The sequence below is a fragment of the Pseudomonas sp. JL23 genome (assembly GCF_056933585.1).
Genome location: NZ_CM167795.1, coordinates 6,828,985 through 6,844,371, shown reverse-complemented (window position 1 = coordinate 6,844,371; position 15,387 = coordinate 6,828,985). Strand labels below are relative to the sequence as shown.

12 protein-coding genes are annotated in these 15,387 nt (G+C 52.1%); 6 read left to right on the top strand and 6 right to left on the bottom strand.

Annotation, left to right across the window (positions count from 1 at the left end; genetic code table 11):
* Positions 1-42 precede the first annotated feature (42 nt).
* Positions 43-1,665 carry a TnsD family Tn7-like transposition protein gene (locus AC1Z24_RS31285; RefSeq protein ID WP_483744051.1) on the bottom strand — a complete coding sequence of 541 codons (1,623 nt, stop codon included), beginning with the start codon at positions 1,663-1,665 and terminating at the stop codon, positions 43-45.
* A gap of 585 nt (positions 1,666-2,250) precedes the next feature.
* Here AC1Z24_RS31285 and AC1Z24_RS31280 point away from each other — a divergent pair.
* The 3 genes from AC1Z24_RS31280 to AC1Z24_RS31270 are packed head-to-tail and all read left to right on the top strand — an operon-like array spanning position 2,251 to position 6,526.
* The gene (locus AC1Z24_RS31280) at positions 2,251-3,213 is read left to right on the top strand and encodes a PDDEXK family nuclease (RefSeq protein ID WP_483744050.1); all 963 of its coding nucleotides are present in this window, start codon (positions 2,251-2,253) and stop codon (positions 3,211-3,213) included.
* Positions 3,210-5,213: a transposase gene (locus AC1Z24_RS31275; RefSeq protein WP_483744049.1), complete on the top strand. Its 2,004-nt coding sequence runs from the start codon at positions 3,210-3,212 to the stop codon at positions 5,211-5,213. The genes AC1Z24_RS31280 and AC1Z24_RS31275 overlap by 4 nt, the downstream gene beginning before the upstream one ends.
* A gap of 2 nt (positions 5,214-5,215) precedes the next feature.
* Positions 5,216-6,526, top strand: coding sequence for an AAA family ATPase (locus AC1Z24_RS31270; protein WP_483744048.1), 1,311 nt, complete (start codon positions 5,216-5,218; stop codon positions 6,524-6,526).
* A gap of 455 nt (positions 6,527-6,981) precedes the next feature.
* Here the strand turns inward: AC1Z24_RS31270 and AC1Z24_RS31265 are convergent, their stop codons facing one another.
* Complete coding sequence (locus AC1Z24_RS31265) at positions 6,982-7,887, bottom strand: LysR family transcriptional regulator (RefSeq protein ID WP_483744047.1); 906 nt, start codon at positions 7,885-7,887, stop codon at positions 6,982-6,984.
* 89 nt (positions 7,888-7,976) lie between these two features.
* Here AC1Z24_RS31265 and AC1Z24_RS31260 point away from each other — a divergent pair, with 89 nt between their 5' ends.
* The 3 genes from AC1Z24_RS31260 to choX all read left to right on the top strand — a co-directional run bounded on the left by AC1Z24_RS31260 (position 7,977) and on the right by choX (position 10,948).
* Positions 7,977-9,092 (top strand): TauD/TfdA family dioxygenase, encoded by a 1,116-nt coding sequence (locus AC1Z24_RS31260; RefSeq protein WP_483744046.1) that lies wholly within the window; start codon positions 7,977-7,979, stop codon positions 9,090-9,092.
* Positions 9,093-9,113: 21 nt separating this feature from the next.
* The gene (locus AC1Z24_RS31255; protein ID WP_015885381.1) at positions 9,114-9,725 is read left to right on the top strand and encodes an HD domain-containing protein; all 612 of its coding nucleotides are present in this window, start codon (positions 9,114-9,116) and stop codon (positions 9,723-9,725) included.
* A 287-nt stretch (positions 9,726-10,012) separates the two neighbouring features.
* Positions 10,013-10,948: a choline ABC transporter substrate-binding protein gene (gene choX / locus AC1Z24_RS31250; RefSeq protein WP_483744045.1), complete on the top strand. Its 936-nt coding sequence runs from the start codon at positions 10,013-10,015 to the stop codon at positions 10,946-10,948.
* 462 nt (positions 10,949-11,410) lie between these two features.
* Here choX and AC1Z24_RS31245 read toward each other — a convergent pair whose 3' ends face one another.
* From AC1Z24_RS31245 to AC1Z24_RS31230, 4 genes are all read right to left on the bottom strand, one after another.
* On the bottom strand, positions 11,411-11,650 hold the full coding sequence (locus AC1Z24_RS31245; protein ID WP_483744044.1) for a hypothetical protein: 240 nt from the start codon (positions 11,648-11,650) through the stop codon (positions 11,411-11,413).
* An 84-nt stretch (positions 11,651-11,734) separates the two neighbouring features.
* Entirely contained in the window at positions 11,735-12,544 is an 810-nt protein-coding gene (locus AC1Z24_RS31240) for a substrate-binding periplasmic protein (protein WP_483744043.1), read from the bottom strand.
* 87 nt (positions 12,545-12,631) lie between these two features.
* The gene (locus AC1Z24_RS31235; RefSeq protein ID WP_483744042.1) at positions 12,632-13,918 is read right to left on the bottom strand and encodes a hypothetical protein; all 1,287 of its coding nucleotides are present in this window, start codon (positions 13,916-13,918) and stop codon (positions 12,632-12,634) included.
* A 5-nt stretch (positions 13,919-13,923) separates the two neighbouring features.
* Positions 13,924-15,237, bottom strand: coding sequence for an O-antigen ligase family protein (locus AC1Z24_RS31230; protein WP_483744041.1), 1,314 nt, complete (start codon positions 15,235-15,237; stop codon positions 13,924-13,926).
* Between the last annotated feature and the right edge of the window lie 150 nt (positions 15,238-15,387).

Here is a 15,387-nt window from a genome sequence, read left to right as displayed (position 1 = left end):
ATCAGAAACCGTCAGCAGTGCGCGTCTACACCGAAGCTCCTATCAGTGACCTGCAGTGATGCTTTTAACCAACCCTCTCGTGACCGTGTACCTGCTGCCCTGCTGGAGTGCTGAGTGTAGGCTAGGCACTAACGCGTATAGCTGGCGGGGCAATAGGCTTAGGCCTTGATCTGTTCCGAAAACCGTTTTGAGCGTCGTGCGGACCTGTTGTTCAAGATTGAGGTCTCGCGCTACCCAATCGGTATTGCTGTGGTTGCCACGCACAGGCTTTGGCAGCGATATTGTTTGTGAAAACAGCCAGTCCTTGTCGTTTCGGTAAAGCCATGCATAGTGCTTTGACGCATGTGTTCTCAACGTCTTAATGGATAAGCCTGGACGGTGCAGCGTGATCGCGAGCCAGGCTTGGCGACGCGAAGCCAGTTCTGTTCTTATACGTGCGTTTTCCCACTCTTTCTGAACTTGGGGTTCTGCTCTCAGAAGCTTATTTACCGTGGAGATCGAAAGACTAAATTGTTTGCAGATTTCCGCTTTTGCATAACCTTCAGCAAGTGTGTTTAACAGCTTGCTGCGCACTTCGGGTTTGAGCCGCTTAGGACGCGAATGACCTTTTGGCTGGTCGAGAAACTTAGATCCTTCCGCCACTTTGGTATGAGTGCTAAGCCCTTTGGATGCAGAAAGAGTTGGTGATTGAAGCTGGGCTTGGTCCACCCTATGACGGTATTCATCAAGAAAATCTTTAAAGTTGTCAAAAAACCAGATAATCAACAGCAGGTGCTTCAATGGATGAATATGCCCGCGTGGATTACGAAGAAGTTGTTTAAGTAGGGACTTGGCGGCTTCGTACGAGTTGGGAAAATACTGGAAGGACCTCAATGAGGTGAGTGGGTGGAGGAACTTCAGAAACGGCTCTAACAGATCTTCGATTTTGCCGCTGTCCGCAACGTTCCGAGCGTGAGCGATGTAAATGTCCCGGATGATTACGCGATCCAATGTGAAGTCCAGGCCGACAGCCGCGAGCTGAATTGATGCACCCGCTAGCTTCGCAAGGGTAGTACGCGCATATGGTTCAGGAGCCAATGGCTCGCGATCGAGCAGATCAGCATCACCAGGCAAAACCCAAGAGAAACGTCCCGACCATTTTCGCTTCTGCGCACACTCTTGGAGCGATGCCAAATGTTGCGGACATAGCAGGACGCCAGGCAGTTGATGTGCTAGATGCCAATAGGCGACGCCATGCTGAGCCCGGTCCAGCAACATGCAGTCCGCACAGGCTCTCAGAGGGTGCTCCGCTCCGCATCGGCTAGCCAAAAGACCAAGCTCACTTTTGAGTGTCAAGGCACTCGGTTCCTGCGCCGCGAGAAGCATCCTTTGAATGAGGTCGACCTTTTGGAACGGCCCAAAAAAAGGAAGAATTGTGTGGTGTCTGACGATCGACTCAACGTCCCCCAGATTGTCGCCCACGTTTTTCTTGAACGCCTTAAGGTTCGACGGGAAATCATGCTGGGAACCGTTGCGACGCGAGTTGAAAAGCTCCAAGCAAGTGGTTGACGGAAACAGGTTTCCGCGAAACAGATGATAGCGACTGCATAAACTGAATAGAGTCTCGTTAGGAAGCCATTTCAGTGGGAATTTTGTAGCAGGGAGCTCAGATTCGAGAAGGGCCATGGGCAGAGAATCGCTGAGGTGGAATCTTTGATTATATGGCCTCAGGGAAAATACACAGGAAGCGTCAGGAGTAAAAGGCTTCGTAGTTATCGCCTTCTGTTATAGACCATACAACCCGAACGCTACGGTCAAATCTGCGATTTTTACGATTACGAGACAATTGCCGACTATAGTCGGCAAGCATCAGAAGCAAGTTACGTTAAACTAAGATATTTCGTGTTCGACAGTGGTCCCATGAGTACGCGAAGACGAATGCCTTCGTCTAGGCACATGACATGCGGCCATTAAACATTGAGACTCATTTTTGATGCATAAGGAGGTCTATGCAGACCAATTGAACCGAGGGACAAAATAGACAAAGGCCAAGGGTTGCAGCCCGAGGCCTTTGAAGAATGGTCAGTTTATAGCCAACGATTCCATTCTCTATTTCAGCGCATGGGGCGTCAAGCCCCGTGGCGGTCCCGTTTATCCAGAAAAAAAGAGAATCGCATTTCGCGCGGCCTTCGTTCGCCTTTCTGTTAGCGCAGCTTTGAGGACGTTTACCTGGGCCGCATGCGACGAGATAACGACGGGTGGAGAAGGACGATGAATCAGGAAGCAAGGTTAAGACAAATCCTTAACAGACAGGCTCATTTCGCTTGGGAGGGGAAATATGAGCCTGCAATAAAGGCGAGCACACATGAGGGCCCAAAAATCTCTCGAATTTCACAAATCAATAGTCTGAAGTTAGGTCGCAGTCTTCACCTCTTATCGCAGGCGGAGCGTTTCTATGCGCAATTCGCGCTCTATCATCCTGATTTGATTGATCTGCATGAGCAGAAAATGCTGTCGCCAGCACCGACGGATCACCCGCTCAGCGGGCACCCGCTAGCGGTCACTAGAAATCTGTTGCCGGTAAAGGGGACCGTGGATGTCGCGGATCGAATTGGGCTCCGACACCACGCGGTCACAGTCCGAAACAAATCAGGTGATTTCATAAGGGCTCCATATCCTTATGTCGGAGATCTCTTGTTGTACATGCTTGATGCGGCGGGAGAGCCGTATTGTGTGAATTGGACAGTGAAGAACGCGATGAAAGATTTTTCGGAGCGGCGAGCCTTCAATCTAAAAACTTTGGCGCAGCAGAAGAAAGATCGTGAGCATGGTGATCTGCGTACTTTGCTTGAAGAGCTATACTATTTGGATGCAGGGATAAGAACGGTAAAGGTCTCGCTTGATGAAATAAATAGATATCTAGTTTCCAATATCAATGAGCTGTTCAGCTACCATGTTCGTAAGATATATCTAGAAAACACCGTGCGTGAAGATTTCATTGGTGACATTCACAATGCGATTGTCAGTGGCGAACCCATATATAAAATGGTGAATGATTATGGGCGTAAGTCTGATACGCGAGATCAATTCATCACAGCGTTCTATCAGGCGATCTGGTCTAGGTCATTACCAGTAAACCTGTACAGCCCAATTTTCATTGATCATCCCTTGACATTTCTAGAGCAGGATCCACTTGTGAAGCACGAAGATTTGTTTTGCAGAGGTGTGAAATGATTATCGGAGATAAGCTCTACGTACCAGATGGTTTCAGAAATCTAAAAAACAGCACGGCCTACCATTTCCTTAGTAGCAATGCAGCTATGAATAGGGTGAGGTTGGTCTGGTTCACGGAGTCTCAATATGAAGTGAGCGCTGTTGTAGAGACGCTTTCCAGAGATGAGTTTGAGAATGGCCTAGAGGACGGATCAATCAAACCTGATGTGAGCATGGATAATTTCCCTTTCTGGTTAGAAACTATCAAAGGTATCGATCACGACTTTCTAGAAAGCAACAGATCAAACCCACTTGAATCCTACAGCGCAAAGATCACGAGACGCTTCAATATGATCTCTGAACTACTTGAGCAAGAAAGTCTTATACTTTCTGCCGATGACCCCGACCGTATTATCAATGCCTATGTAAAAACCTTAACACCAAAGCAGAGTGCTAAGCGGGTAAGGGCGTGGTTCTATATCTACATAATTTTTGGTAGGAATCGGTGGGCCTTGCTACCGAGGTTTCATAAAATAGGTCGCTGGGACCGCGAGAGCGTTGCAAAGTCACAAAAATTAGGTCGTCATTCGAAGTATGGACGCGGCAGCGGATATTCTGTTGACGCAGAAATGAAAATATTGATGGTTGATGGATTTATTTCACATAAGAAAGAGAAGGTTTGGTGGAAAATTTATAACAAGGTCCTAGTAAGTAGTTTTGCATGTAAAGTGGCTAGAAATATTGATTGCAGGGCGGAGTTTTATCAGCCGGAAGGTAAACCTTATCCGACGTTCAATCAATTTATATACTGGGTAAAGAAGTTGACCGCTCCAGAGAAACTTGCTGTCGAATTGAAGGGGCGTAACCATGCCCGTAGCCAGTCCGGTTCCACAGGTAGTTTTGCCGAGATGTTGACGAACTTAAATCAGAAGGTGGAGTTTGACGGGTTCTATTTTGTTGAAAAGCTATCAGGGATAAACGAAGGAAGTTCAGTGGATGGCTTCTGTGTAGTACGCGCAACGTGTGTTCTGTCGGGCGCTATCGCGGGTGTGGGCTTTGCGAAGGGACGGGAGAGTGAGGAAGCTTATAGAATGGCTTTGTTTTCAATGGCCATTGATAAAACTAAGTATGGTGAGCTGTTTGGCATCGATATAGAAGAGCACGAATGGCCCTGTCGGGGACTGCCTGCGAACGTAATTTTTGACCGAGGACCTGCTGCTGGTTTTGACGTAGGTAAAGAGGTGAGATGGCTAGGGGCATTGGAGTTGACGCCTACAAACTCCGGCCAGTCTAAAGCGACCGTGGAGTCTTCCCACCCGAGAAAACCGAGACGTAGTGAGATGCCATCCTATTTCCATAGCTCTCACGATTTTGTCCGGATGTCAAAACGTCAAATTTATCAGGTCCTTGTGGATAATCAAACTTCCGATGCGAGTAGTCGTATGACAGACGACATGTTGAGGGCGCGATTTACCGCAACTCCCAACAATATATGGCTTTACCTGGACTCCCGAGCCAGGAACAGTGGATATTCTATTCCGTTTGAGGAGGCTGTCAGACGATTCCTAACTGAGTACCCGGTGAGCATTGAACGTGATGGAGTGTATTTTTTTAAGCGGAAGTTTAGTTCACCAGAGTTCGCCGCTACAGGGGCATACGATAAGGCCGCGCGAGGGGGGCAGATAAAAATAAAGGCATATGCTATGACAATGTGTGTCAGACATATATGGGCGGAGTACAAGGGACAGCTTTACGAGCTTTTTTACCACGCTAATGTCAGTGTGCCCGAAGGGACCGCCGATATCTCTCTCTATGACCTTATCGAACTTGCTGAGCTAAGTAAGGAAGCCCGCGCTCTTGGCCAAGATGAACAGTTAGCCATCCAGCAATACTATCGTCAAAGATTCTTGGATAATACTTCTAGTGAGTGGGACGCTGGAGCTCAAAAATCAGGAAAACCCAAGAAGGATGGAGCAAGCCAGCGTGATAATGCTGATTACAAAAGACTCACTGGGAGATAATCATGGTAGATATACTATCTTCTAGATTTGACGGGCATCTTGACCGAGCTGAGATTGAACGAAAGGTCACCGTGCGCCCAGCCGCTTTGGACATAGGCAATCAAGAAGTATATGAAACGGCTGAAATGCTTAAATTTAGGTTGTCTCAAATCTATCTGCCCAATAAGTTTTCACTTGATTTCATTAGTGAAATGATAGGGTTAGCGTTGCTTTATAGTCGCGATGCATATTCAAATGAACATGATTATCTAAAGGGTATCTATGAGTGCTCTGATGTTGAAGTGAATCCAATTTGCTTGACTGGTTTGGCGGGCGTTGGGAAAAGCATGACTATTCAGGCTCTGTCTAAAGCTCTGCCACAGCCTGCATCCTTAGATATTGATCACTTCACTCAAGAGATAGAGGTGGTGTCTCATTGGTATGCGAGTGCTAGGGGTAAAGCTGGATGTAGGCAAATATTCTTGAGCCTGCTAAAGGACAGTGTTTCACGTTCTCAAGTTAGTACAGCTACTCTTCTTAGCTTAAGCAGGCGGCGAGCATGGAGGGACGGAGTTGCATTGCTGATTCTCGAAGAGCTACAGCATGTGAACTCAAATAAGGGGACGGTGCTGGCTAATGACATCCTGATGAATATGTCAGCTATTGGTCCGCCTTTTATTTATGTGTCTAACTATAGCCTCGTCCATAAATTGATGGAGCGCAATAATGAGGACAAACAAAGGCTGCTTTCTGATCCTAGAATTATGTTCCCCGATGAATACGGGAGCCAGGATTGGACACGCTACGTGGCAGAATGCGTTCGCGTAGCAAATGGATTACTACCACAAGACATAGATGAGTTGGCTCATGAAATTTACAGGTCGACATTCGGTATAAAGCGGTTGGCTGTCTTCTTGATTAAGATTGCCTATCTATATGCTAGGGCAGAGGGACGGGGCTGCATACGTATGGACGATCTGCTGTCCGCCTACCATTCACCCGTATACTTCAGTAATAAAAAGGATGTAGAGAAGCTTTTGTCCCAAGCCGCCCAGAATAGACGAATCAGTGCTGATCTATGGTGCCCGTTCGGCGCTCCTAGATCTGTCAGAGCCACCGCGTCCCAATATGCAAGGTCAGTTAGGGACAGGCAAGCTGAAAATAGAGCGTTTGTATCCTCTCTAGGTCCTGGCGAACGGAAAATCATGGAAAGGATTCAGGAGGTCGGTTTAGCTGAATCGACTCCGGCGAATCAGCCCGTCAAAGGTCGGCGCGCTAGCAGAGTGACGAAGCAAAGCCTCGTAGATGCATTTAACGACCTGGCGGCTGAATAGACCCCCCTTAGGCCTCTGTCCCTATGCTGGCTGCAACGTTACCTCCGCTGGTCAATCGCAACAGTTTTTAACCTTGGAATTAGCGGGGGTTAAGGATAATTTCAGGGTAGCAACAGTTTTCGGGTGTGCTTCAGGTCTCGTGGATGACCAGCGTTTGCTGGTTGCGCGTCAACAGTTTTTATTCTCTGATCCCACATCATGGTTGCTGACAACATAGTTTGTCACAATAGCCAACCCCCTAATTTCAGGGGGTTTTCTTTGTCCACAATTTGCTGTTTGTCCGGATCTGTGTAGTGGTTTAATGAAACCGGACACCCATTTAGGCGAGAATGCTCGCCAGATAGAGGAGTCTGGTCCCTGGCGGGATCGGCATCGAGTTAATCTAATACCTCGCCAGCACGATTTTCAGCAGCGGAAACGGATTTGGCGGACATTCAACGGCGCAGGCTTCAAGGTCAGCTTGCCGCAATCAGCCACTGAAGGATATCCCTCACCAGAAATGTCTCGTGATAGTTCGATCTCACAATGTAACCGCGGTGAGGCCGGTCTACTGAAGGCCCCAGAGCGATCAATTTGCCCGCCTTGATCTGCTCTTCGATCAGCCCAGCCCAGCCCAAGGCGATACCTTGACCCTCCTGCGCAGCGGTCAGCAGCAACGGATAGTTATTGAAGCAAAAAACTGGCGCTTCCTCTGGCGGAGTGATCTTCGCGTGCAGGCACCAGTGATGCCAATCCAGCCACCGGGAGTCATCGCTGTCCTTATGAAGCAGCGGTAGATCCTCGATACTGCTTATTTTCGTACCTTCCATTAGCCCCAGTTTTTCAGCCAGATCTGGACTGCACACTGGGAATACCGTCTCGGGGATCAGTAGCTTTTCAAATCGGAAGTCACCGTCGAGGGATCCAAACTGAATGGCGATATCGGCATCTTGAAGCATCGGATCATCGTCAAGGTTTACTGGGCGAATCTTGAATTGGATCTGGGGGAACTGGCCCTGAAGCGCAGGCAATTTCGGCATAAGCCAGAAATAGCAGAATCCAAAATTCGCAGCGATCGAGATGGTAGGTTTCTGCTTGTTGAAATGGCGACGCATGCGCTTGACCGCTGCCTTAATTTCACTCACCGGGGATGCCAGGCCTGAATAAATCTGCTGACCCTCATAGGTGGGTCGCAACAGCTTACCGTTACGTTCGAAGAGTACACACCCAAGCGACTCCTCCAAGGTGCGAATCCGCTGAGAAATCGCCGGTTGAGTAGTGCCCAATTCAACAGCTGCGGCCGTCATCGAACCCAAGCGGATTGTGGCCTCAAAGGCGACCAAAGATTTAAGTGGCGGGAGGTCCTGTTCGCTCGGCTCCATAACGTTTATGCATACCTCTAATAAGGGGATTGCGGGTGTTTATCCCCTGAGCACGTAAGGATACTGAGACCACCTATTTGGAGGTTCTCATGGTACAGGTCACTTTTGAAATCAAGCAACAACCGGCATCCGTGATCGCACAGTTGCCAGGGGAAACCATTGTGCTAGCGCCTCTGTGGTTGCGGGAGCGCTGCCAGGACGCTGTCAGTCTTGATGTCACTACTCAGCAAAGACTGTTTAACCCGCACAACCTTCCTGACGGCATCACTCTGGTTGAAGCAGAGGCCAAAGGCGCAGATCAGGCATGGCTGTCATTCAGTGATGGTTATGCGGGGCTGTATGACCTCACGGAGTTTCGTGCCGACTTCGATCCGTTGGATGGCCTGCCAACGCCCATCAGTTGGAAGAGCAACATTGACACCCAGCTCATCTACATCGACTTCAACCGACTGACCGACTTCGATTATCGACTGGAGGCGTTCAGCAAGTTTTTGACCTACGGGGTTGTCGTTATCCAGTACGTGCCCACCGAAGCAGAGTCAGTTCTGGATGTAGGCAAAATCTTCGGCCAGGTGCGCGAAACTAATTTCGGCAAGTACTTCGAGGTCTACTCCCGGCCTAACTCCAATGACCTGGCCTATCGCTCGATTCACCTCGATCCTCATACCGATAACCCCTATCGCGACCCGATGCCTGGCATCCAGCTCTTGCACTGCCTGATCAACGAAACATCGGGAGGCCTCTCTACACTCGTAGACAGTCTCGCGGTCGCGGAGCAGCTCAAGCTGGAAGATCCTGAAGGCTTCGAGCTGCTGGCCAAGGTGCCGGTACGTTACCGCCACGTCGACAACGACGTGGAGTTGATTGAACGCCGGCCGATCATCATGACTGACGCGCTAGGCCGAATGACAGGTGTCAGCTATAGCCCACGCCTCGACTATCTACCGTTGCTGAATGAACACGACATGGCCGTATTCCACCGTGCACGTCGTCGCATGGGCGAGCTCTTTGTGGATCCGGCATTTGAGCGACGTTTCAAGCTGGAGAAGGGCGAGCTGCAAATGTTCAATAACACACGTGTCCTCCATGGCCGGACGAGCTTTGATACCAATGAAGGTCGCCGTCATCTGCAAGGGTGCTACATGGATATGGATGGCCCCAAAGGCATCTACAAAGCCATGAAAAGAAGCTTGAAAGCTCAATAAGATTCGAAAGCCTGAGGACTGATGATGGAAACCGTAGCTTTTACCCAGATGAAAGACGGCACCAAAGCCGAATATGAAATGCTGACCCAGCTGGAAACTGATTTCGCAAAGGAGCTTCCTGACCGGCTCCTCAAATGCCTGCGGGATCTGGAACACTCTCTAAGCGGTTACAAGGTGAGCAGGCTCGCTCATTCGCTTCAGACCGCATGTAGAGCTGAGGACGCTGGTGCAGATGAGGAGATGGTGGTTGCAGCGCTGATCCACGACCTGGGCGACGAGCTCGCCCCCTACAACCACTCCCAGTATGCAGCATCCATCCTTCGCCCTTATGTTCGTCCAGAGGTGACCTGGGTCATCAATTATCACGGCCTTTTCCAGAACTACTACTACGTTCACTTCTTCGGCGGTGATCGGAATGAGCGGGATTTATACAAAGACCACCCGTACTACGAAAGCTGTGTGCGCTTCTGTGAGGAATGGGACCAATCGTCCTTTGATCCCGATTACCCGACTCGCCCTTTGGAGCACTTCGAGCCTATGCTCCGGAGGATTTTCACTCGGCCAGCATTCGATCAAAAGTACGTTGGTGACCAGACTATGGGCCGCAGCGCGCTCGACCAACCTGTGGCCTAGGCACTTTTCTTGCGGTTAAAATTTGCGTAATAGCGCCAGCGTGCTGCCGCTTTAATCCAACTGCTCTCGTGAAGTGTTTAAGCGAAAGGTATCCAGGTGGATTCCTCCCTACTGATCCATAAGAAAACCGCATGCTCCTCATAATAGAAACGCGGTTATACCGTACTGGCGATTGGCCGATAATCGAAGCGGGAAAGGCGCAATTCATAAGCGTCAGCCACGTGCAAATTTGAGTCTGCCATCCAGATACGTCAAACAGAGTTAGTGCAACTCTAGAGGGGAGTCGGATGAACAAGTTTTACAAAACCGTGATCGCAGTAACCTTGGCATCTCAAAGCGTGTTGGTTATGGCTCAAGAACCCAGCAGTTGCCAAGTCATCAAGACGGCGAACGTGGGATGGCTCGATGGTATATCGACAAACGCATTGACTCAGGTGGTTGCCGAAGGCCTGGGCTATAAATTTGAGGACAATATGCTTTCACTGCCAATCGTTCTGAAGTCTCTTAGCGATGGCAAGCTGGATACGTTCATTAACTACTGGTCACCATCTCAAGATCCTCTGGTCACCCCGCTTAAGGATTCTTTGTCCGTTCTCCCGGCCCCTAACCTCACCGGCGCAAAATACACACTCGCAGTTCCAAAATTTCTGGCCGATGAGGGCTTGAAGGACTTCAAAGACATCGAGAAATTTAAAGATCAGCTCGGAGGCCGCATTTACGGCATCCAGCCTGGTAGCGGCGGAAACACGTTGGTGCAGAAGATCATCAAGGACAACTCGTATGGTTTGAAGGATTTCAAACTGGTCGAGTCTGGTGAAGCAGGCATGATCCAAGAGGTAGGTCGCTCGATTCAACGCAAGAAGCCCATTGTGTTCCTGGCGTGGGCGCCTCACCCAATGAACGTGAACATGGACATCGTGTATCTAATGGGTGGTGATGATTCCTTCGGTCCCGATTTCGGCGCAGCAACGGTCAAGACCATCACATCCAAAGGCTATGTCGAGCGCTGCGGTAACGTTGGCAAGTTGTACAGCAATCTGAAATTCACGGTCGATATGGAGAGCAGCATCATGAACTCCCTCGACAAAAAAGAGCCCGCATTGAGTGCAGCGAAAAAATGGCTGGCCGCTCATCCTGAGACTCTGGATAGCTGGTTGGCAGGTGTGACCACCGTCGACGGTAAAGACGCGAAAGCAGCAGTATTAGCAAACATCTCCAAGTAAAGAAAAGCCGCTTCAGTGAAGCGGCTTTTTTTATCGAAAATCCGCAGTTGGAGGCTCGCTGAGGGAGCCATATGTAGCCAGCTGCCAGGCGTTTAGACGGTGTTAATACCATTAAGGACGGCAGTGGCATAGAAACTGTAAAAAATTATATCAATACTATTAAAGCTTCAGATAATAACTAGATTCGAGGTGCCCACATCCTCATCACGACATGGGGCGACAGCCCTGAGAGAAGGAATGGAGTCGCTGGCCAAGGCCTACCCTCGGTGACAAAGTATATTGTTTCAACTGAGCGGTTTATTCGGATTGGCATCTGGGTGGTGACAAACTAGATTTGGTTTCGAGAGGTCCGGGCTCGGGGTTTCGGCCAAGATTTTCGGGTGTTGGCGTGACAAACTATATTGTTGGTAACCACATCACGGCCGCTTGCTCCCAAAAGGTAAGCGGCCTGTGTATATCTCGCTATTCCCCTCGTTCCCGCACGATCCGCCCCATCGCTACTTCATGCAAAACCTTTTGCAGCTTTTCCTCGTCATTCAACAACACCGTGGACATCCTCAATACCGATTGGGCTTCTGATTCGTGGCCGGCCAGGCTGAGGGTTTCGGCGATCTGCAACAGGTCGACTCCGGTCCACTTCAGGTCGGCCGCAATGCCCAGCAGGTCGCGGCGCAGCTCTTGGTTCGGTTTGTTAAGGCTCATGAAGGCTCCGGTGATAGTCGCTGCTGCGTGCGCAGGAATTGCCGAATATAGCAAAGGGCGTTGATTTATCCACAGGTGGATGGCTTAGCGCTTGGGTGTTACCGAACAGCCAGCCCCATTATCACAAGCCATATCCCGCTCCTGATCGATGGGCAGGTAGCTTTTGCGGATGCGTTCGACTTCTCCACTGGCGACCATACCCTTGATTGCCGCGTTTATTCTGGGCAGCAAGTCGGCGTGTTCGGGCTGTACTTTTATCCCCAGGGGCGCATCACTGAGCAGCGCGCCACGGGCGAAGGCGGTAGGGTCGAAGTGTTGCTTGACGATGAGGTAGTCGAACAGATCATCGACCATGGCCACGGCGTCGACTCGACCGCTTTGCAGCAGGTTGAGCAGGGCGGTGTCCTGGGAAACCTCCAGTTTGCTCATGCGGTTGTCGGCGAACGCCGGATCGAGGGTGCGATAGGTGTAGCCGCGGACCATGCCCACGGTCATGCCTTGTAGGTGTTCGAGGGGTTTGTCGCGCAGTGGGTTGCCGGCGAGAAAGTAGAGATGCTCGCGCACGTTCATGTAGGGAATGGAGAACTGGAAGCGGCGCAGGTCTTCGGCGCTGTTCCATTGCGGGGAGTCGGCATAGTTGAGGTCGATCTGGTCGCGGCTCAACATGGCCTGCAGGCGGTTGACCGGATAGGAGACGAAGCGCACGTCTACATCCGAGAGCTGCAATATCCGGCGGGCAATGTCGATGGATAAGCCATGCAATTCGCCTTTTTCGTCGGCATAACTGAAGGGTCGCCACTCACTGCCGCCCGCCACAAAAGGCGCAGCCTGCAATGGCGCTATCGCCGATAGCCAGGCCAGCGCACATCCGCACAGGTATTGACGAAGGTTCATGATCCACTCCCTTGGGTAGTGGCAAAACACTAGCAGTTGCAAATGGCAGCAGTGTGATAAATATCCCTGGCGCCGAAAAGTCAGGTGTCAGCCGTCGGATCCCAGGCTGATGATTTTCACAAAGCCGTTCAGGCTCAAGGGGACGGTACATTTGCCAGCGTTGCAGCTCCAGTCCGGGCCGGTTTGCTGGCCCTTGTCTGGCGCTGCGGTATCGACGTAACGCACGGCACCACTCTGCGGTGTCGGGCTGATCAATGATTTGGTGCGGGTATAGCCCGTGGTCCAGGCTGCGAGGACCCGCTCGGGACCTTTGTCGAAATACAGCATATAGACCTCTGCGTCCTGACGGCTGGCCTGGGCGTCATAGCGAAAGTCCCGCACCACAGGCGCTACCGCCTGCATCACGCCATAGGCGGGCTTGGGCTTGAGCGTGCCGTACTCAAGCAGGCCGAAATGATGTTCCTGATTGGACTTATCCACACCGTCATCGATCAGGTCGTACCACCACATACCCTTGATCGCCGGCAGGGTGCGCGCGAGAAAGTAGGCTCGGCCCAGATAGGCGGCCTGAGTAACCGGTGTATTGCCGCAGTTGCCCTGATGGCTCGGCCAGCTCATTTCGGTCAGATAGAGAGGGACTTCGCGGCCGACCTTGTTGGTCAGTTTCTGCGAGTAGCTGCGCATCCACTTGATCCAGCCTTCGGGTGTGGCGTTCTCGCCGTTTGCGCAATGCACGTAAGGGTGCAGCGACAGGCCGTCGACCCAGTTCAGTACACCGTCATCGATCAGGCGCTCGGCAAAGCCGCCACGCATCCCGTGGGAGGTAATGGAGCCGGCCAGAATCGTCGACTGCGGGCTGTTATGCCTTACGATGGGGGCAGTGTCGCGCACCAAAGCGGCGTAGTCGGCGCTCAGGGCAGGATCCTTGGGGTCGTTGCCCAGGTCCCACTCGTTCCAGATCTCATAGAAGCCAACGCCCGCGCCCAGTTGCCGTGTCGCGTAGTCGACATATTGCAGATAGCCGGGTTTGACCTGGGGTTCGCTGGGTTTGATGTTGTTGTGGAACCAGGTGCTGAAACACAGGATTGCCAGCGGCGTCATGTTCAGGTCCACGCCGCCGCTGAGCCATGTTCGCCAACCGGGAACGACTCGCCACTGGCCGAGGGCCGTCTCAGCGCTGGACCAGTACGGCGCGTCCCGGGCCGAGTTGATACCGGCTGCCGCAGCCAGGCGCAGACGCGGCAGCGGTGGCGCTTCGTCATTCATGAAGTGGGTGACGACGCCGACGATGAACGGCTCATGGGCCTGTGCCGGTTGCTCTATAAACCAACTGGCACAAGCCCAGGCAAAGATGTGCAGCGCTTTGTGCTTCATTTGTTTCATGCTCCCTGCAAGCCCGGCAGGGCGGTCAGCTCAGGCAGATCCTGAGGGCGTTGCGCGGAAGGGCTGGCGACATCGCGAGAAGCCATCGCCAGGCTGATACCGACCCCGATAAACAGGCTGGCGATGCTGGACTCGAAGACATCGGTGGTCCAACTGATCAGGCAAACGCAAAAGATGATGCTCAACAGTGCGCGGCCGGTTTCGGTCTGATCGTCGCTCAAGGCAAACATCAGCTGGATTTGCGCTAGATAAAGCAGCAGACCCGCGATACCAAAGGTGCACCACAGGTAGATCGCCGCGTTGTCGGACACTTGCAGATCATGTGCATCCGGCACCGGGAACGGTGCCAGGGAGCTGCCGACCAGACCGAACCCAGCCCCCGAGACAACCCAGCCCTGGTTTTCCATGGCCCGCACGACATTGGGCCAGGTGTTGATCATGCGGTCGTACAGCGAAGACAGCGGGCCGTCGCTGTAGATCAGATTGCTGTCGAAGTCATTCATTACGCCAATCAGCGGCAGGACTATCCCCATCAGCACTGCAAGCGTCAACAGGACCCGGCGTGTCCAGTAAAAGTGCAGCACGGGCAACAGCGCCAGCGTAGCGACGAAGGCGACGGCTGGCGCCTTGCTGGTGGTCAGCAGGATGCCGTAGAAGCTGGCGGCACACAGCAGTAGCCAGAGCAGGCGCGAGCGAATGATCAGCGTCAGGTACAGGGTGTAGATGGCGATGAGCAGCGACAGTGAACCGGAGACCCTGGCAAAACCGGCGATGCGGTCCTGGGAGTCGGCGCTCCAGGCGGTATTGGCGCTGAGCTCTACTTCGCCGAGGCTGTACGCGTATCCCTTCCACGGCACGACGGTAAATTTGTCCAGACCGATGCCGATCCACGACGCTAGCAGGCACAGACCAATGACCCAGCCGAGCAGTCGTCGATGCAGCATCAGATATTCGCCGCAGACCAGGCCGAACAGCAGAGGGCCGACGATAAACAGACTGAAGCCGAGATTGTTCACGCTGGCGCCATGCAGCATCGCCAGAGATGCCGAGAGCAGCAACAGGGGCAGGCACAGCCACAGGATACGGTTGGCTCTCAGGGCGCTGAGTTCAAGGAGAAACAGCGCCACGCAAGCGACTTTGGGCAGGTAGAGCACAGCGGAAATACCAGCCAGATCGAAGAAAAAACGCAGTGCTCCGGAAAAGGTCTCGACCAGAATCAGGCTGATGGCGATCCAGGCGATCAGGGTCGATTTGCGCACAGACAGGCTCGACGGTGCCTGCCCGGCGCCGTTTGCGGCGTTCAGCAACATAGAGGGTGCCCTCGATAGAGCGTTCAGGAAGAAATCGGCAACGCTACCGCCCATCGACGGCGCAGGGCAGTCAATCAGCAGTCAGGGGAGTGGGATGAGACAGGGGCAATAACAGCCTGATAAGGCGAGGCTGTCAAATAATCCGCCAAA